20 protein-coding genes and 1 tRNA gene are annotated in these 17,539 nt (G+C 67.2%); 10 read left to right on the top strand and 11 right to left on the bottom strand.

Annotated elements, in window-relative coordinates; all coding sequences use genetic code 11:
- The first annotated feature begins 36 nt into the window (after positions 1-36).
- Entirely contained in the window at positions 37-1,461 is a 1,425-nt protein-coding gene (locus tag ACFSXZ_RS22700; RefSeq protein WP_378267158.1) for a cell division protein DivIVA, read from the top strand.
- Here ACFSXZ_RS22700 and ACFSXZ_RS22695 read toward each other — a convergent pair whose 3' ends face one another.
- From ACFSXZ_RS22695 to ACFSXZ_RS22685, 3 genes are all read right to left on the bottom strand, one after another.
- The gene (locus ACFSXZ_RS22695; RefSeq protein WP_378267157.1) at positions 1,462-2,946 is read right to left on the bottom strand and encodes an amidase; all 1,485 of its coding nucleotides are present in this window, start codon (positions 2,944-2,946) and stop codon (positions 1,462-1,464) included.
- A 189-nt stretch (positions 2,947-3,135) separates the two neighbouring features.
- Positions 3,136-4,191, bottom strand: coding sequence for a DNA polymerase IV (locus ACFSXZ_RS22690; protein WP_378267156.1), 1,056 nt, complete (start codon positions 4,189-4,191; stop codon positions 3,136-3,138).
- An 18-nt stretch (positions 4,192-4,209) separates the two neighbouring features.
- Complete coding sequence (locus ACFSXZ_RS22685; RefSeq protein WP_378267155.1) at positions 4,210-5,226, bottom strand: DUF2235 domain-containing protein; 1,017 nt, start codon at positions 5,224-5,226, stop codon at positions 4,210-4,212.
- 403 nt (positions 5,227-5,629) lie between these two features.
- Here ACFSXZ_RS22685 and ACFSXZ_RS22680 point away from each other — a divergent pair, with 403 nt between their 5' ends.
- Genes ACFSXZ_RS22680 through ACFSXZ_RS22660 form a run of 5 tightly spaced genes read left to right on the top strand, consistent with a single transcriptional unit; the run spans position 5,630 to position 9,574 of the window.
- Positions 5,630-6,994 carry an ATP-binding protein gene (locus ACFSXZ_RS22680; protein WP_378267154.1) on the top strand — a complete coding sequence of 455 codons (1,365 nt, stop codon included), beginning with the start codon at positions 5,630-5,632 and terminating at the stop codon, positions 6,992-6,994.
- On the top strand, positions 6,994-7,401 hold the full coding sequence (locus ACFSXZ_RS22675) for a roadblock/LC7 domain-containing protein (protein ID WP_378267153.1): 408 nt from the start codon (positions 6,994-6,996) through the stop codon (positions 7,399-7,401). The genes ACFSXZ_RS22680 and ACFSXZ_RS22675 overlap by 1 nt, the downstream gene beginning before the upstream one ends.
- Positions 7,402-7,420: 19 nt before the next feature.
- On the top strand, positions 7,421-7,777 hold the full coding sequence (locus tag ACFSXZ_RS22670; RefSeq protein ID WP_378267152.1) for a DUF742 domain-containing protein: 357 nt from the start codon (positions 7,421-7,423) through the stop codon (positions 7,775-7,777).
- Positions 7,758-8,354, top strand: coding sequence for a GTP-binding protein (locus tag ACFSXZ_RS22665; protein ID WP_378267151.1), 597 nt, complete (start codon positions 7,758-7,760; stop codon positions 8,352-8,354). The genes ACFSXZ_RS22670 and ACFSXZ_RS22665 overlap by 20 nt, the downstream gene beginning before the upstream one ends.
- On the top strand, positions 8,351-9,574 hold the full coding sequence (locus ACFSXZ_RS22660) for a cytochrome P450 (RefSeq protein WP_378267150.1): 1,224 nt from the start codon (positions 8,351-8,353) through the stop codon (positions 9,572-9,574). Before ACFSXZ_RS22665 ends, ACFSXZ_RS22660 begins: the two co-directional genes overlap by 4 nt.
- A gap of 149 nt (positions 9,575-9,723) precedes the next feature.
- On the opposite strand, the gene ACFSXZ_RS22655 is transcribed toward ACFSXZ_RS22660, so the two are convergent.
- The 3 genes from ACFSXZ_RS22655 to ACFSXZ_RS22645 form a co-directional block, all read right to left on the bottom strand.
- Complete coding sequence (locus tag ACFSXZ_RS22655; RefSeq protein WP_378267149.1) at positions 9,724-10,068, bottom strand: type II toxin-antitoxin system RelE family toxin; 345 nt, start codon at positions 10,066-10,068, stop codon at positions 9,724-9,726.
- A 36-nt stretch (positions 10,069-10,104) separates the two neighbouring features.
- Complete coding sequence (locus ACFSXZ_RS22650; RefSeq protein WP_378267148.1) at positions 10,105-10,419, bottom strand: type II toxin-antitoxin system Phd/YefM family antitoxin; 315 nt, start codon at positions 10,417-10,419, stop codon at positions 10,105-10,107.
- A 120-nt stretch (positions 10,420-10,539) separates the two neighbouring features.
- On the bottom strand, positions 10,540-10,857 hold the full coding sequence (locus ACFSXZ_RS22645; protein WP_378267147.1) for a hypothetical protein: 318 nt from the start codon (positions 10,855-10,857) through the stop codon (positions 10,540-10,542).
- Between the two features lie 97 nt (positions 10,858-10,954).
- Here ACFSXZ_RS22645 and ACFSXZ_RS22640 point away from each other — a divergent pair, with 97 nt between their 5' ends.
- Positions 10,955-11,605 carry a TetR/AcrR family transcriptional regulator gene (locus ACFSXZ_RS22640; protein ID WP_378267146.1) on the top strand — a complete coding sequence of 217 codons (651 nt, stop codon included), beginning with the start codon at positions 10,955-10,957 and terminating at the stop codon, positions 11,603-11,605.
- Between the two features lie 87 nt (positions 11,606-11,692).
- Here ACFSXZ_RS22640 and ACFSXZ_RS22635 read toward each other — a convergent pair.
- Positions 11,693-11,766 (bottom strand) — tRNA-Leu (locus ACFSXZ_RS22635).
- Positions 11,767-11,820: 54 nt separating this feature from the next.
- Positions 11,821-13,146: an NAD(P)/FAD-dependent oxidoreductase gene (locus ACFSXZ_RS22630; protein WP_378267145.1), complete on the bottom strand. Its 1,326-nt coding sequence runs from the start codon at positions 13,144-13,146 to the stop codon at positions 11,821-11,823.
- Between the two features lie 52 nt (positions 13,147-13,198).
- Between ACFSXZ_RS22630 and ACFSXZ_RS22625 the strand changes: the two genes are divergently transcribed.
- Positions 13,199-13,660 carry a hypothetical protein gene (locus ACFSXZ_RS22625; RefSeq protein WP_378267144.1) on the top strand — a complete coding sequence of 154 codons (462 nt, stop codon included), beginning with the start codon at positions 13,199-13,201 and terminating at the stop codon, positions 13,658-13,660.
- On the opposite strand, the gene ACFSXZ_RS22620 is transcribed toward ACFSXZ_RS22625, so the two are convergent.
- From ACFSXZ_RS22620 to ACFSXZ_RS22610, 3 genes are read right to left on the bottom strand one after another with little or no spacing between them, the layout of a single operon-like run.
- The gene (locus ACFSXZ_RS22620; RefSeq protein WP_378267143.1) at positions 13,633-14,028 is read right to left on the bottom strand and encodes a type II toxin-antitoxin system VapC family toxin; all 396 of its coding nucleotides are present in this window, start codon (positions 14,026-14,028) and stop codon (positions 13,633-13,635) included. The genes ACFSXZ_RS22625 and ACFSXZ_RS22620 overlap by 28 nt on opposite strands.
- Positions 14,025-14,309: a FitA-like ribbon-helix-helix domain-containing protein gene (locus tag ACFSXZ_RS22615; protein WP_378267142.1), complete on the bottom strand. Its 285-nt coding sequence runs from the start codon at positions 14,307-14,309 to the stop codon at positions 14,025-14,027. Before ACFSXZ_RS22615 ends, ACFSXZ_RS22620 begins: the two co-directional genes overlap by 4 nt.
- 50 nt (positions 14,310-14,359) lie before the next feature.
- The gene (locus ACFSXZ_RS22610; protein WP_378267141.1) at positions 14,360-15,046 is read right to left on the bottom strand and encodes a uracil-DNA glycosylase; all 687 of its coding nucleotides are present in this window, start codon (positions 15,044-15,046) and stop codon (positions 14,360-14,362) included.
- Between the two features lie 22 nt (positions 15,047-15,068).
- On the opposite strand from ACFSXZ_RS22610, the gene ACFSXZ_RS22605 reads away from it, so the two are divergent.
- Positions 15,069-16,541 (top strand): S10 family peptidase, encoded by a 1,473-nt coding sequence (locus tag ACFSXZ_RS22605; protein ID WP_378267140.1) that lies wholly within the window; start codon positions 15,069-15,071, stop codon positions 16,539-16,541.
- A 555-nt stretch (positions 16,542-17,096) separates the two neighbouring features.
- A complete protein-coding gene (locus ACFSXZ_RS22600; RefSeq protein WP_378267139.1) occupies positions 17,097-17,501 on the top strand; it encodes a PIN-like domain-containing protein in 405 nt (134 codons plus the stop codon).
- Positions 17,502-17,539: the final 38 nt, after the last annotated feature.

The raw sequence follows: 17,539 nt of genomic DNA, 5'->3' as shown, positions 1-17,539 counted from the left end.
ACCCATGACGCCGGGTACGCGGGTACCGTTTTCGGCATGGTTCCCGAGCGAGACGCGGCAATGGAGAGAGCCCTGCTTCCGCTGAAGCGTGACTACAACCAGGCATGGCACGGTTTCGACCGTGGTCAGGTGCTGCAATATCTCGATCACGTCGAAACGAATCTCCGTCGCATCATGGCCGATCGCGACGGAACCGCCGCGAGAGCGGCCAAGCTGGCCCGGGAACTGGAGAGCGCCAACGCCGAAATCCTGCGGCTGCGCACCAGGGTCGAGGAACTCAAGCGCCCGCCGGAGCGGCTCGAGGACCTCGACGAGCGCATGATGCGAACAGTCGAACTGGCCAACGCCCGCGCCGAAGAGGTCACCGAACGTGCCCGCGTCGCCGCCGAAGAACACTGGACCGCCACGACCGAGCTGTCGGCGAAGCTGCGCGAGCGGTACCGCAAGCTGCTCAACGAACTGGAGTCGCACGCCGGAGCGCTGCGGACCGAACAGGACAACGCGCTCAAGGCGACCAAGGCCGAAGTGCTGAAGCTGACGACCGAGGCGGCACGGCGGCGCACTCAGCTCGACATCGAGGCCGAACGCAAGCGGCGCACCATGGAGCACGAGTTCGAGCAGACGCTGGCCGCGGAAAAGGCCGCACTGGAAAAGCACATCGCCGACCAGAAGACGGCGAGCAAGAGCCAGGCCGAACGCCGGATCGCGGAGGCGACGGCGGAGGCAACCCGGCTGCTCGACGAGGCCAGGACCAAGGCGCGGAAGATGCTCGCGGATGCGACGGCCGCCGCGGAACGCCGTGAGAACGACGCCAACCGGCGCGTGGAGGTGCTGAACTCGCTCAGCGGGCAGGCCTACGCGAGGCTGCGCAAGGCGGACGAGGTGCTGGCCCGCAACCAGGCCGCGCTGGACCCGCTGCCGGCCGAGTCCGCCGTGGAACTTTCCTCCTCGCCGCAAATTCCTTCCACCGCGCAACCGGCCGCCGGACCGGCCAAGACGGTTCCCGTCAAGCCGGCCGCGGCCAGGCCGGCGATTCCCGCCGTTCCGGCAAAGCAGGCGACTCGCGCCACCCCGGCGAAACCGGCGACTCGCGCGACTCCCGCACAACCGGGAACTCGCGCGACTCCCGCGCAACCGGGAGTTCCCATGACCCCGGCGAAACCGGCCGCCCGCAACACTTCCGCGGGACCCGGGGCTTCGCCCGCGCCGACGAAGCAGGCCATGCCCGCGAAGGCGAACACGCCGACCAAACAGGCCATGCCCGCGAAACCGTTGGACAAGACCAAACCCGCGATTCCGCCCTCGTCGCCGGCCCCGGCCGAGCAGTCCGCGGAGCGGAAATCCGGGCCGGACAGTGCCGCGGATTCCGCCGCGGCGTCCGCGCCTACCCTGCCGGCCGCGCCCATCGTCGCGCCCAAGGACGCCGAGAAGTCCACCTCGGACTCCGCGAAGCGATCCTGATCACGGGGTACGCGGCCAGGGGTTGAGGCGTTCGAGTCGCGCGGCGAGCGCGAGGAGCCGGGATTCACCGCCGGCCGGGGCGACCAACTGCACGCCGATCGGCAGTCCCGACGGGTGGCGCGCGGCCGGTACGGACATCGCCGGATAGCCCGCGAGGTTCCACAGCCCGGTGAACGGCGCGACGCGGCCGGAGGGAAGCATGTTGGCCAGAAACGATCGTTCGTGCCATCGTTCCGCCTTCGGTGGCAAGGCCCCCAGCGTCGGCGTCAGGAGAACGTCGTACCTGGTGAAGAACTCCTCGGTCCTGGCAAGCCAGCGCCGCCGGGTGCCCGGCTGGATCAGCCCGGCCGCCTGCATGGCGCGACCGATCCGCGTCAGGGTCCGGGTCCGGGGCTGGAGCAGGTTCGCGTCCAGCGTGGCGGCCTGCTCGGCAGGCCCCGCGAACCACCGGCCCACCAGTCCCAGTGCGGCTTCGAGCGAATACCTCGGGGTCGCGCGTTCGACCCGGTGACCGTCCTCGGCGAGCAGCCCGGCGACCCGGTCGACGGCGGAACGCAGGGGCTTCGGCACCGGAAAGTGCGTGAGCGGAGTGACCGTGGAGACCGCGACACGCAACTCGCCGGGCTCGCCGATCTCGGCGAAGTCGGGCCGTCCGGCCAGGACCGACAGCATCAGGGCGGCATCGGAAACCGTCGTGGCGTGGCTGCCGTGCGCGGAAAGGCCGAACCAGCCCTCCTCTGTGTCTGTTGATGAACGCGCCGAGCCGATCTCGTGGCCAGGGCTCTCCCCCGTGCCTGACTCTCGTTTTGGCTGATCGGAGCCCTGCCCCCGAGATAGGCTACCTTCGGATGGCGCGTTCGGCCGATCATTTTCACCGGGCCACTGCCGATTTGCAAACAGTCCCTCGGAAAGGATGTCGGCGCCCGGTTTGATGCCGACGATCCCGCACATCGCCGACGGCAGCCGGACCGAGCCCAGCCCGTCGGTGCCGTGCGCGACGGGCACGAACCCGGCGGCGACCGCGGCCGCGCTGCCGCCCGACGAACCGCCCGCGGTGTAGGCGGGCTGCCAGGGATTGCGGGTGATCGCGCCGGGCACGTCGCTCATCGGCCACACGCACAGTTCCGGCACCCGCGTGAGCCCGACGATCACCGCGCCCGCGGCCCGCAGGCGTCGCACCAGTTCGTGGTCCTCGGTGGCGGAAGTCGGGGGGTAGGCGACCGATCCCCAGGCGGCGTACTCGCCCTTGACCTCCACGACATCCTTGACCGCCACCGGAACCCCGGCCAACGGCAACTCGGCCAAATCCGCCCGCTCCGCGACCGCCCCGGCCTCTTCGAGCGCCTCTTCCGTGCGTACGACGCGGAAGGCGTTGACAACGCGGTCGCCCGCCTCGATCCCGGCCAGCGCCCGTTCGGTCACCCGGACCGGATCCAGCGTCCCGGCCCGTACCGCGCTCGCGATTTCCACCGCCGTCGCCACCACGATGGCCCCTTCCGTCGGGCTGTGTTCAAGGCGCGCGATCGGATTTGCGTAGACGGGCCGTGGCTCTCAAGCCACCGCAGTTTTGTGCATGCAGGCGGCCCGCCTCCGAAAATCCGAAGCCTTCGGCGCCCGCGCGCACCCGCTCACCTCGGTCAGCAACGCGGACTTTGAGACACGTACCAGTACACACTACTGGCGCGCCGGGCTCTCGGGAGAAAACTCGGCGCGCACACCGAGCAGGCGTACCGGACGGTCGTCGGTGAACCAGGACAGCACTTCCAGCGCGGCTCGCTCGATCGTCGCGGCGTCGTAGGTCGGTTCCGGCAACGACAAGCTTCGGGTATGGGTCACGAACGGCGCGAACCGCACCTTCACCGCGACTCGTGCCGCCGGGCGTCCTTCCGCGATCACGTCCTCCGTGACCCGGCGCGCCAACGCGGCGACCTGTTCGGCGATCTCCACCGGATCGGTCAGATTGTGCTGGAAGGTGGTCTCACGGCTCCGCGACTTCGGTACATAAGGGGTGGCGGTGACTTCGGTGTCGCCGACGCCGAGCGCGAGGAGCCGGTACCACGGCCCCATCGTCGGACCGAACCGAGCGGCCAGTCCCGCGGGATCGGCCGCGGCCAGTTCCCCCACCGAGGTCACGCCGAGATCGGCCAGCTTCCGGACCGTCTTGCGGCCGATGCCCCACAACGCGTCCGGCGGCCGCGAATTCATCACCTCGGCCCAGTTCCGCTTCGTCAGCCGGTAGACGCCGGCGGGCTTCGCGAAACCGGTCGCGATCTTGGCACGGAGTTTGTTGTCACCGATGCCCACCGACGAAGACAAACCCGTCTCCTCGGTCACCGCGTCGCGGATCCGCCCTGCCAGGGCCTCCGGATCGGCGGTGTGCGCGCCGAGGAACGCCTCGTCCCAGCCGAGCACTTCGACGACGACGGGCAACGTCCGCAAGGTCGCCATGACCCGCTCGGAGACCTCCTCGTAGGCGGGCGGGTCCGAGGGCAGGAAGACCGCGTCCGGGCAGCGTTTGGCCGCCGTCCGCAGCGGCATCCCGGACTGGACGCCGAACTCCCTGGCCTCGTACGAGGCGGTGGCGACGACCGCGCGCTGCGTCGGATCGCCGGCCCCGCCGACCACCACCGGGCGGCCCCGCAGTTCCGGATGCCGGGCCAGTTCGACCGCGGCGATGAACTGGTCGAGGTCGACGTGCAGGATCCAGTGGTTCGCGGACTCTTCGGTCACTGTTCCAGTATGCGCAGGTCAGACCTTCGTGACCGGGCCATTCTGCCGTAAGTACCGGACCAGGTTCTCCGGCGAGTAGTCCGGCGACTGTTCGTGTCGCTGGTAGGCGGTGGACGCGAGGACCTGAAGCGGGTCGCCGTTGTCGAGATGCCGCGTGTACGGGCTGAGCAGGCGATAGAAGAAGGTGAGCGAATCGTGCAGCTGCCCGAACGGGTCCGGGGCGACCGCTTCGGCGTCGATGGCGAGACCGCAGGACCGCGCCCGGTCCACCATCCACTTCATCGCGATGTCGGCGAGGTGCCGTTCCGGGTAGCCGCCGCCGACATCGGAGTGGACGCCGGTGAACCACACCTGCTCGACCTGTTGGTCTTCCGCGCGCGGATGCTTCGTCCAGATCGCGGGCCGGAACGGACGGCGCCGCTCGTCGATCGCCAGTGCCTGGAAGGCCGCGTCGATGAACCTGCTCAGTTCGGTGTCGTGGAACTGCCAGCGACGGTTGATCAGATTGATCAGCCGCAGTCCGCTGAGCGGGATGCCGAGCGCGCCCACGGTGTCCCAGACTCCGATGAACCGGATTCTGGCCTCGTGTGAATAGGCCTTGCGGAAGCTGGTGGCCTCGGCCTCCTCGGGACGGGTGTGATCGCGGCGGTCGCGATAGAGCGTGTAGGCCTCGTCGATCTTGTCCACGTACTGCGGCCGCAGGATGCCGCAATTTCGGACGAAACCGGCCGTGCTGCGCGCGGTATAAGCGCCGCGGCTGAACCCCAGCAGGTAGATGTCGTCGCCGGGCTTGAAATTCTGAACGAGGTCCCGGTAGGCGTCGCGCACGTTCCGGGAAAGCCCGAACCCGAACACCCCGCCAAGAAAGCGGTCCCAGCCGTGGGTGCCGACGCCCTGGTGGTAGAACTTCCGCTGCTCGACGCCGTCGGGGCCGGTGGGCCGGACGGCGTCGAAGATCCGTACCACGTTCGTCGGCGCCTTCTGGTCCGGCGTGTTCCAGGTGCCGTCACAGCAGATCACGATTTTCTTCGCCATGGCTCCTCCCCGCGCGGCCATCCTGGACCGGAGTCGAGGCCGGCGGCAAGGGCGTTACCGATCCGACCGAAAGAAGGCGGACGACTCCACCGCAGCCGACCTGCTCGTAGCCATCCGTTTCCGCCGTGGCTGCCGTCGGATTGGTAACGAAGGACACAGGGCGTGTGGCCTCAACGTCAGGGAGAGCCCGCACGAGCGCGCGAACCGGAAACGGGGCGCCTGAACAAAGATCAACGGCTTCTGGCAGCGTTGTCGGCGAACGCCCACGGGTCGCGGATCCGCGATGTCTGTCACGCGGATGAACGGCCTATCACATATGTCTGCCGAACGGCTGTGTTCTGCTTAACCAAAGCAGTCGGTATCGAGTATCTTCATGCGGCAACTGAACGTGAGGACTTGACCAATGTCAGCACGAGTACCCGCTCACCCTCCGGGGGCGCAGCCGGCGAGCAACAGCGCGCTGTTCCTCGCGCTCGCCGTGGTGGTCGTCGCCGGGGGGTTGTGGTCCCTCGCGGTCTTCGCCATTCCCGCCATTCTTCCCGCGATGTGCGGCATCGCCATCGCGCTGCTGGCCGCCGCCATCGCCTTCGCGTGCTACTACCGGCAGAAGGAACGTCATCTGAAGCGCTGGTCCGAGACCACGCACGCGGAACTCGTCCGGCTCGCCACCGACACCCTGCCAACGGCGGTGCGGAAACTCCGTTCGGGCAAGCCGGCCGAGGTCACTCTCGCGGAAACGCCCCAGCCCACCAGCGAGATCCATCGCGGGATCCTGCAGATGCTGGCGTTCGAGATCGGCATCGGGGAGCGGCAGCGGGCCGCGGCCATGGCGGCCTGCGCGAACGCCGCCGGACGGGTGCAGGCGATGGCGACCAGCATGCTCGCCGATCTCCGCGAGATGGAGGACCGGCATTCCGAGGAGACGCTGGGCGACCTGCTCAAACTCGACCACAACACCGCCCAGGTCGGCAGGCTCGCCGACAGCATCGCCGTGCTCGCCGGCGCGCGCTCCGGCCGGCGCTGGACCAAACCGATCGTGATGCAGAGCATCCTCCGCGGCGCCATGGGACGGATCGGTGCGTACCAGCGTGTGCGCGTGCATTCGACCAGCACCGCGGCGATCGCGGGTTACGCCGCCGAAGACATCATGCACGCGCTCGCCGAACTGATGGACAACGCGACCAAGTTCTCCGCGCCGTCCGAAGAGGTGCACGTCTACGTCGAAGAGGTCCACTCCGGCATCGTGATCACCATCGAAGACGCGGGGCTCGGCATGAAGCCGCGGGCGCTCGAGCGGGCGCGGGTGGCGGTGTCCTCGTCCGAGCCACTGGACCTGACCAAGCTCTCCGGCACCCGGCTCGGCCTGGCCGTGGTGGGCAGCCTGGCCCGTAAGCACCGGCTGGAGGTCTTCTTCCGGCCGTCCTCCCGAGGTGGGATCGGAGCCGTCCTGCGCATTCCCGGTCAGCTCATCACGCAGAGCCGCGACGAGCCCCCGGCGGCCGCGACCCAGCCGGCCATAGCGCTGCCGGTCGCCGCCGCGAAGGCCGGCGCGGCTCAACCGGAAGTGACCGCGACGGCCGTCCTCGACGGGGAAAAGCTGCCGAAACGCCGAAAGGGTGAGACCCTGGCGGCGACGCAGGCCGCGAACGCCGGGAAGCCCAAGCAGCAGCCCCGGCCCCGGACCGACGCCGGCGCGCGCTTCGGTGCCTTCCGGCAGGCGACCCGGCCCACGCCGGCGAAGGAAACCGAGAAGGGGGAGGAAACCTGATGAGAACCGGCAATCCCGCTCTCGAATGGCTACTGGAGAACCTGGTGGCCCATACACCAGGTGCCGAGCACGCGCTCGTGTTGTCCAGAGACGGTTTGAAACTCTGCCACAGCAGGGGGCTCGGTATCGACAAGGCCGACCAGCTCGCGGCCATCGCGGCAGGTGTGCAAGCGCTTTCCCACAGCGCTTCGATGGAATTCGGCGACGGCAGCGGTGGCATCAGGCAGTCGATGACCGAGTTCCACGGCGGGTTGCTGTTCATCGTCGAAGCCGGTGAAGGCGCGCACCTCGCGGTACTGGCCAGAGACGACGCCGACGCCGGTCTCGTGGGCCACCGGATGGACGAGTTGGTCGAGCAGATCGGCGAGTTCCTGACCGCGCCCCCGCGCAATCCCCAGCTGACATGACACCCCGGGGGAGACGACCATGAGCGGGCGGGCGCTCGACGACGAAGATCCAGACCGCCTCTACACGGTCACGGGTGGTCGCAGCCACGCCGAGGACGGGCACCTCGACCTGGTCACGCTGATTGTGACCAGGGGCGCGGCCGATCCCGGTGCCCAGTCGGAGTATGCCGAGATCCTGCGGATCTGCCGCGCCCCCACGTCGGTCGTGGAGATCTCGGCCGAGCTGCGGCTCCCGGTCAGCGTGGTGCGGATCCTGGTGTCCGACCTGATCCGGGCCGGGAAGGTCACCGCCCGGCATCCGTCGTCCGGCCGCGCTCGCACCAGCCCCGATCCCGCGTTCTTGAAGAAGGTACTCGTTGGTCTCCACAATCTCTGAGCGTCCCCGCCCCGCGTTGCCGGGCACGGCGGTGGACGCGGTGAAGATCGTGATCGTCGGTGGACTCGGAGTCGGCAAGACCACGATGGTGTCCTCGGTCAGTGAAATCCCGCCACTGTCCACAGAGGAAACGATGACGCGGGCCGGGATCGGTATCGACTACACCGGCCCGGTCGCGGGCAAGGCCACCACCACCGTCGCCTTCGACTTCGGACGGATCACCCTGAGCCCCGATCTGGTGCTCTATCTGTTCGGCGCGCCCGGCCAGGAACGGTTCTGGTTCATGTGGGACCAGTTGTTCCGCGGCGCCCTGGGCGCGGTCGTGCTCGTGGACACCCGGCGAGTGGCCGACTCGTGGTACGCGATCGACCGTCTCGAACACCACGGCACACCGTTCGTCGTGGCACGCAACAACTTTCCCGGCATCCGGCACGGACTCGGCGCCCTGCGTGAGGCACTCGCGTTGTCCGACGGTATCCCGCTCGTCGACTGTGACGCACGGGCACGGGGATCGTCGAAGCAGGTTCTGATCGCGCTCCTCAACCACCTCCAGTCCGCCCAGGAGAACGCGTCATGACCGATCTCGCGCCCTCGCACCTGAACGCGATACGGCTGTACGGGGACGAATACGACAAGGATCCGGCCGCCGTGTACGAAAGGATCCGGCGCGAGCACGGTCCGGTCGCGCCGATTCTGCTCAACGGCGAGATTCCCGCGTGGTTCATCGGCGGTTACCGCGAACTCCACCAGGTCTGCAGTGACGCGAAACTCTTCGCCAAGGACACCGGCCGCTGGAACGGGTGGGACACCGTGCCGGAGGACTGGCCGGGGAGAAGGTTCATCGCCCCCACCAACGCCGTCCTGTACAAGGAAGGGGACGAACACCGTCGGCGGGCAGGCGCGATCAGCGACGCACTGGCCGATGTCGATCAGTTCGCACTGCGGTCGCAATGCGAGCGTTTCGCCGACGAGTTGATCGACACCTTCGCGGGCAGCGGCGAGGCAGATCTGATCAAGCAGTTCGCGACGCGGTTGCCTCTGCTGGCCCTCATCGACATCTACGGATTGTCCGAGCCGGAGACGTCGAGCCTGGAGAGCGACATTCTGGACTCGCTGAACACCTACACCGACGCCACCGAAGCGCACGAGCGGGTGGCGGCCACGATGCGACGGCTGCTCGAATCGAAACACCGGATGGCAGGCCCGGATTTCCCTTCCCGCCTGCTCGACCATCCGGCGGAACTCACCGACGAAGAGATCGCGCTCGACCTGGTCGCCACCATCGACGTGGCACTCCAGCCGACCGCGGCCTGGATCGGCAACACGATCCGGCTGATGCTCGTCGACGACCGGTTCGCCACCACCGTGATCGGTGGCCGGGCGAGCGTCGGCGAGGCCCTCAACGAGGTGCTGTGGCTCGACGCGCCCATGCAGAACATCATCGGACGCTTCCCCACGCGCGACACGCGGATCGGCGGGCAACAGGTCCGCGAAGGCGACATGCTGGTTCTCGGTTTCGCCTCCGCGAACGCGGACCCGGTCATCCATCAGGACGACGAAGCGATGGGCAACCGCGCCCAGATGTCGTTCAGCCATGGGGAACACGCCTGTCCGTGGCCCGCGCCGGAACTGGCCGAAGTGATCACCCGAACGGCCATCGAGGTCCTCCTCGACCGGCTCCCCGACCTCTCCCTCGCGGTGCCGGCCGACGAACTGGAATGGCTGCCGTCGTCGGCCATGCGAGGACTGGCGAAACTGCCCGTCAGGTTCACCCCGGTCTACGTGCCTTCGGACTGACCCCGAACGTCCGCGGCCGATTCGACTCCGGCCGACGACTCGAAGTCAATCCTCGGGGCGGCCGCTAATCCGAAAAACCAAGGACGAAATCACCACCGAACGCGCGCCGGTCAACGATAGCGAGACGAAGGCCGGAGACAGCGTATGACTCAGGAGTCAGCCCTAGGGCGTTCTTCCCCGAACGCGTGCTTCACGGCTTCTTTCAGACGGCTCGCGACTTCGTTGTTCCCGCAGAGGGCAAGGCGGGCCATGGCGAGCTCATAACATTCACCGTCCACTCGGCTTGCGATGACCCACACCACGACCACCGTGCCGTCGGCTTCGACACGGAACACGATACGAAACCGACGGTTGCCCACCCCCAACTTCCGGAAGGTGGTGAGGTCTGAACCAAGGGGGACTCCACGCTTCCCGGGTTCGGTTGTCAGTTCCTTGAGCGCCTTGAATACCAGCTTTCGCTCGGCGCCGTCGAGATCATCGAGGTCGTCGAGCACCTCTGGCAGAAGTCGCACACGAGCCATTCCGCCGCATCAACCTTCGCCGGCATCGTCGTCGAGGTCATCAAGATCGATGCCGAAGCGATCAGCGGCCTCTTCGAGACTGACTGTGCGACCCGTGCCCGTCGCCGACCTCACCACCGCCATGGCCAGCAACTTCAGACCCTCCTCGCGTTCCTCGAGTTGCTGAAGTCGCTCCAACTTGTCGATGCCGATGAGCACAGCGGCAGGCTTGTTGTTCTTGATGAGCACGAACTGGCGCCCCTCGCCGGCTTCAGCGACCAGCTTTGACACACCCTTGCTGTTGGCGTCCGTGACGCTGATCAGGTCGTTCGTGTCGATCCTCACTGCGCGCCTCCCGTGTCCACCCTCAACTATACACAGGATTCTGGGCAGAATTCGATATGCGTTAGACGACCGGGCCGGCACTCGCGCAAGAGCGAGTGTCCCTGCTCCGAAGTCTCCCTTTCATGATGCCGGGACCCCCGGCTTCCGGTGCGGGTTCTCGATCACCGTCGGCGCGATCCACACGCCATCGGGAAACCCGACCGCACCGCACCGCTCCCGCGCCTCGGCCAGCGTTGCCGAGGCCTCGTAGACCCGGGCCGAGTCGGCGCTGGCCATGTCCATCACCACCACGACCGTGTGCGGCTCGTCGACCGCCTGATACGTCCCGGTGACGACCAGGCCATGCTCCCGCCGTGCCGCGTCCAGCTTCGGATCCCAGAACCAACGCGCCCACCGATCGACATCCACCACCCGCTGCTTGACCAGCATGACACCCACGACAACCTCCACAAATCGAGCGTTCGTTCGTTTTGTAAACGATAGCAGTCTCACCAGCCTCACACAACGAGCGAACGTTCGTTTTAGACTCTGGGGTATGCCTCGACTGACCCCGCAGCGTTGGGCCTCGCGGCGCCGACAGATTCTCGACGGCGCCCGCGGATGCTTCCTGCGCAACGGCTTCCACGCCACCTCGATGAAGGAGGTGGTCGAGGCGGCCCAGATGTCACCCGGCGCGGTCTACAACCACTTCGCGTCGAAAGACGACCTGGTCGCGGCGATCTGCGAGCAGGCACTCGCCGAGGTCACCGACACCTTCGAGCAGCTATCCGGCGAACCGGTGCTGCCGCCGCTCGACGAAGCCGTCACCGCCGTGTTCGGTCACACCGCACCGCTTGACTCCCAACGGGATTCGGCCCGTCTACTGGTCCAGATCTGGGCCGAAGCGATCCGCTCCCCCACATTGGCAGCCAGAGTCGAACCGATCTTCCGTACCGTCCGCGGCGTGCTCGCCACCCTCGTTACCCGATATCAAGACCACAGCCTGTTCCCCAGCACGGCCCCGGCCGAGGAGATCGCCGACGTCCTGCTCGCCACCCTGCAAGGCACGATCCTGCGCCACGCCGTGCTCGGCGACGTCGACCTCGCCGCATTACAGCGCGGCGTTCGCGCACTTTGGCCCGCCGCGACTCCGCCGGAAACCACCACCGCGGAGCAAGCCCCGCCACCGACACGATCGGCCGGCTGATGAGCCGCGCGACCCCTCAACGCTGATCAGCCATCGTCCGACCCAGCCGAGATGGTCGCCGGAGGAGCGACTCAGCCGCGCGGTGGGTGCCCCAGACGGGACTCGAACCCGCACTTGATCGATTTTAAGTCGACTGCCTCTGCCGATTGGGCTACTGGGGCACCTGCCAGCCTACTGGGGTGCCCCGCCGCGCCCTACCGTGCGGGTCCGGTCGGTCACGACCGGGACGCGCGGGCGAACTCTTCCTTGGGGTTGTTGATCTGGCCGAGCGAGACGACCTCGCGCCGGAACAGCCCGCCGAGCATCCAGTCGAGGAAGATGCGGACCTTGCGGTTGAAGGTCGGCATCGCCTTGAGGTGGTAGCCGCGGTGGAACACCCAGGCCGGGAAGCCCTTGATCTTCAGGTTCAGCGCGTCGGCCACACCCTTGTGCAGGCCCAGGCCGGCGACCGCGCCGAGGTTCTTGTGGAAGTAGTCCTTCGGCCTGCCGCCACGGAGCACGCGGACGATGTTCTTGGCCAGCAACCGCGCCTGGCGCACGGCGTGCTGCGCGTTCGGCGGGCAGGTGGCGGTCGGGTCCTGCTCGGTGCGCGACAGGTCGGGCACCGCGGCGTTGTCGCCGGCCGTCCACACATCGGGATGCCCGACGACCTGGAGCGCGGCCGTCGCTTCCAGCCTGCCCCGCTTGTCCACCGGGAGATCGGAGTTGGCCAGCACGGGGTTGGCCTTCACACCCGCGGTCCAGATGATCGTCTCGCTGTCGAACTCGGTGCCGTCGGAGAGCACGACGTGCCCGTTTTCGAACGACTTCGCCGCGGTCGACAGGTAGACCTCGATGCCGCGCTTCTCGAGCTGCTCCACGGTCCACACACCGAGCGTCTCGCGGACCTCGGGCAGAATCCGGCCCGCCGCCTCGACGAGGACCCAGCGAATGTCGTCCGGGTCGATGTTCTCGTAGTACCGGGTGGCGAACCGGGTCATGTCCTCGAGTTCGGCCAGGGCTTCGATACCGGCGAACCCGCCGCCGACCACGGTGAAGGTGAGCAAACGCTTGCGCAGCTCGGGATCGAGCGTGCTGGACGCCTCATCGAGCTTGGTGAGAACGTGGTTGCGCAGATAGATGGCCTCGCCGATGGTCTTGATCGCGATGCCCTGCTCGGCCAGACCGGGGATCGGCAGCAGCCGAGCGACCGCGCCGAGCGCCACCACGAGCACGTCGTAGTGGAGCTGCTCGATGTGCCCGTCGGCCGCCTCGACCGTGATGGCCTTGCGCTCGTGCTCGATCTTGTTGACGCGCGCCGTCAGCACGTGACACCGCTTGAGTACCCGCCGCAACGGCACCACGACGTGCCGAGGCTCGATCGCACCGGCCGCCGCCTCGGGCAGGAACGGCTGGTAGGTCATGTGAGGCTGCGGATCGACGATGGTGACGGAAGCCTCGTTGGCGCGGAGCATCTTCTGGAGTCCCAGCGCCGTGTAGAGTCCGACGTATCCGCCACCCAAAATCAGGATCCGGGTGGGTTCAGACTTCGCAACGGCCATACAGGTATCTTCCCACCCGTTTGAGCGGCCCGCTCGGACACCCCGACCAGGTGTGACCGGCGTCGCCGCGCAGCCCGAAACGATTCAGACGTCCCAAGATCGACTCCGCGAGCGGAAGCTTCAGGCAGGAGACGACGGCACGGCCGGGACTCAGGTCCGCCGTGAACTCGCCCACGACGACCGGTGGACCGCTCCTGAGAAGTTGGCGATTACGACTGAACGCCACCTGTCGCTTCGGGACGGCCATTTCACGCCGGACGACGCGGTAGCCGCACTCGAAGAACTGACCATCGACATGGTCGACCCCGCTCGCCTGGTGGCTCGGATGTGGGAGTTGCGAAGCGACGTCACAGCCTATGACGCCGCATACGTCGCCGCGGCGGAACTGCTGGAGTGTCCGCTGCTGACAGACGTTGATTTACCGTCATGCCCGGGGACGGTCCGCCAGTGCCAAGGGGGGCTCCGGCCGCCCACTTGGCCAGGAGATCAGGAAACAAGTTCCACCCTGCAATAACTCGTCGCCGCACGCGCGAGCCGTCCGTCCGACGTCACCAGGGGGATAGCACGCGCTTCCGCCAGCGCCACATATGCTGCGTCGTAACCGCTGATAGCAGCGCGAAGCCGCCACATGCGAGGCAACAGTTCGTCGAGCGAGACGTGATCAACACCGAGGAGCGGAAGACGGTCGACGGCCCGCGCGCCTTGTTCTTCCTTGATCTTGCGGCCGAGGGCAAGGCCACGAACAACCGAGAAGACCTGAGCCTTCCAATGCTCGGGTGCGGCCCACTCCGTGTCCCTTCCCAATACGGCCCTGGCCCGGCGCCCTCGTTCATCCCCGTAAAGCAGCATGTTGGCCAACACCGAAGCGTCGACCACGATCACGCCGCGCCACCCGTTCCATGAAGGGGCCAGTTACCTTCCAAGAGATCCGGCCGCGCCTGCTCCAGGAGTTCAGCGGCGTCTGGCGCATCAGCACCGGCCCCACCACCCTCGGCAAGATCGCGTTCGATCTCAGAGAGAAGTTGCCGATTGCGACTGAACGCCGCCTGCCGCTTCAGGACGCCCAAAAGGAAGGACTGCAGGGATTGCCCACGCTCTCGCGCATCCCGCGCCAGAGCCTCTTTGACATCCTCCGGCACATCCCGAATGGTCAAAACCGTCATGACTGCATTGTGCAGTCATTGTGACATCAAAGTCAAGTCAGCAGCCGTTGCTACAAACCTGCGGCGTCCTTCGCCCTGGACAGGACTTCACGCACCATGGCAGGCGTGAGCAGTGAACGAAAGACGTTCTGCTGCGACACGTGGTAGCACCCGAAAAGGTGCAGGCCGCCCAGGATGACCTCCGTGCCGTGCCCGAAGCGGGGCGCCGGCTTCGGGATCGGCCAGATCTCGCCCAGCACGGGCAGCGAAGCCTGCCAGCCGAACGCGCCGAGTACCACGACGGCGCGCAGTGTCGGGCGCAGCAGGTCGAGTTCACGGGCCAGCCAGGGACGGCAGGCATCGCGCTCGGCGGGGGTCGGCTTGTTCGCCGGGGGCGCGCAGTGCACCGGTGCGGTGATCCTCGTCCCGTACAGCGCGAGGCCGTCGCCGATCCGCGTCGACGTGGGTTGCGACGCCAACCCGACGTCGTAGAGCGCCTGGAACAACACGTCGCCGGAACGGTCGCCGGTGAACATGCGGCCGGTGCGGTTCCCGCCATGCGCGGCCGGAGCCAGTCCGATGATCGCGAGTGAAGCGTCGGAGGGACCGAACCCGGGCACGGGGCGTCCCCAGTAGGTCTCGTTCGCGTACGCGGCCCGCTTGGTTCTCGCGACCTCCTCCCGCCAGGCGACCAGGCGCGGGCAGCGGCGGCACCGCGAGAGCGCGACGTCAAGCGTGGCCAGAGGATCGTCCGTCACCCGGCCAGACTAGGTTGGGCCCATGCCCGAAACCACCGAGGAGGAGACTCCGGCGCCTCCCGCGCCCGAGCCGGCGGACGATCTGGTGACCACCGAGCACACCCTGACGGTCAAACGCCGCAAGCTGGCCTACACCGCCCGGACCGGGCGCATGGTGCTGCGCAAGGAAGTTCTCACCGACGGCAAGTTCGACGGGCACCTGGCCAAGGCCGAGGTGTTCCTGACCTCCTACACCCTCGACGACGCCGATCCCGGCTCCCGGCCGGTGACCTTCGCGTTCAACGGCGGACCGGGTGCGGCGAGCATTTGGCTGCACATGGGCCTCCTCGGCCCGCGCCGGGTGGTCTCGGGCGATGTCGACGCCCCCGAGCCACCGCCGTACCGGCTGGCCGACAACCCGGAAACCCTGCTGGTGCACAGCGATCTGGTGTTCATCGACCCGGTGTCCACCGGCTACTCGCGGGCCGCGTCCGGCGAGAAACCGGCCGACTATCACGGGTTCACCCAGGACCTCGAATCGGTCGCGGAGATCATCCGCCTGTGGACGTCGCGCAACGGGCGCTGGCTGTCCCCGAAGTTCCTGGCAGGCGAGTCCTACGGCACGCTTCGCGCCGCCGCGCTCGCGGAGCACTTGCAGGACCGGTTCGGCCTCTATCTCAACGGGTTGATGCTGATCTCCTCGGTACTCGACCTGGGAACCCTCCGGTTCACCGAAGGCAACGAGGTGCCGTACCCGTTGTTCGTGCCGACCTACGCCGCGATCGCGCACTACCACGGCCTGCACGGCGACCGGCCGCTCGACGACGTGCTCGCCGACGCGGAGGAATTCGCGTCACGCGAACTGCCGTACGCGCTGCAGCGCGGTGCCCGGCTTCCCGCGGAAGAGCGCACCGAAGCCGTACGCACGCTGGCCTCGCTCACCGGACTGGATGAGTCCTATGTGGACAAAGTAGACCTGCGCATCGAGCACGTACGGTTCTTCACCGAACTGCTGCGCGACCGCGGGCTGGTCACCGGCCGGATGGACGGGCGCTTCACCACCTGGGAGCCCGATGGCGGACGTGAGCGCATGCGCGAGGACTCGTCGATCTCCCGGATCATCGGCGCCTACTCGGCCGGATTCAACCACTACGTCCGCTCGGAACTGAACTACGAAAACGACCTGCCCTACGAAGTGCTTTCACTCGATGTCAACCAGGCCTGGTCCTACGCGGACTTCGAAGGCCGTTCGGTCTCCGCAGTCGAAGCGCTGAGTTCGGCGATGCGCGCCAACCCGCACCTGAAACTGCATGTCGCGCTCGGCCACTATGACGGCGCCACGCCGTACTTCGCGGCCGAACACGTACTCGCGCACCTGGCGATCCCGGAGGAACTGCGGGAAAACATCGAGTCCGCGTACTACCCCGCCGGCCACATGATGTACGTGCACGAGCCGTCGCGGATCCAGCAGTCGAAGGATCTGGCGAACTTCGTCACCGCCAGCAGCAACAGGTAGCACTACCGGCCTCCCCTTCGGCCACCACCGCGGTTGGAAGCGGTGGTGGCCGCCACGGCAGAAATTTTATCAATGGGGTGAGATCAGCGGACACAATCCCCTATTGGAGAACAATTCTGTGTTTCTCCAGGCATCATGGAGGCGGTGAAGGGAGGTAGGGCCACGGTGGGTGAAGTCGTCACGCTTCTGGAGCGCAAGATTCATACGTACCCGCAGGTGGATCGTGTTCTGGGGTTGACCGACGGGACCGCTCTCCGCTGGCTCAACGGGTACCGCCGCAAACGAACGAGCTACCCTCCCATCCTGCGTTCGACACCGAAGGACACGAAGTGGGTGACTTGGGGGCGAATTCGTGGAGACACGGCTCTTCGCTGGTTACCGCGACATCGACAGAATCCCCGTTTCACGCCTACGTCGCGTTGTCGAGGTACTGCGCGAGAGATTCGATCAGGCTTATCCCCTTGCCCATGCCGCCCCCTGCCTGCAGCCTGACGGAAAGCGGATGTTGTGGCAGGCACAGGAGGACTCCGGGCTGACCGCAAGGTCAGGTTCTTCATGGATGAGGATCTCGCCGGAGTTGGCAGAGGGCTGATGCACCTTCGCAACGACGTGGTGATCGGTTCACTCGATCCTGTGTCGGACCTGGTTCCCCGCAAGGACGAGGAACGGATTCCTGAGGTTGCCAAACGAGGTTGGGTCGCCATCACAGCGGACCGCCACATCCGCACTCGCTTCGACGAAGCCACTCCGGCAATCGAGCATGGTCTACGCTGCGTGTGCCGCAAGCCACCAGGTCGTGACGCCGTGCGGTGGGACTACGTGCGGATGCTGGCCTCGCACGGGGATGCCGTTGAACAGTTATGCACAAGAATCGGCCCAGCCTGGTTGGAACTCAGCAGGCTACGAACCCGCCATCGCGACTATCAGCCCGGGCAACCGTCCAGATTGCCGCATATCTGAGCAGCGGCGAGGACGCCGTTGCGGTGCCCCGAGAGCCT

The organism is Amycolatopsis pigmentata (assembly GCF_042684065.1).
Taxonomy (GTDB): Bacteria; Actinomycetota; Actinomycetes; order Mycobacteriales; family Pseudonocardiaceae; genus Amycolatopsis_E; species Amycolatopsis_E pigmentata.
The sequence above is the reverse complement of the archived record's forward strand: the minus strand, read 5'-3'. Positions and strand labels throughout refer to the sequence as shown.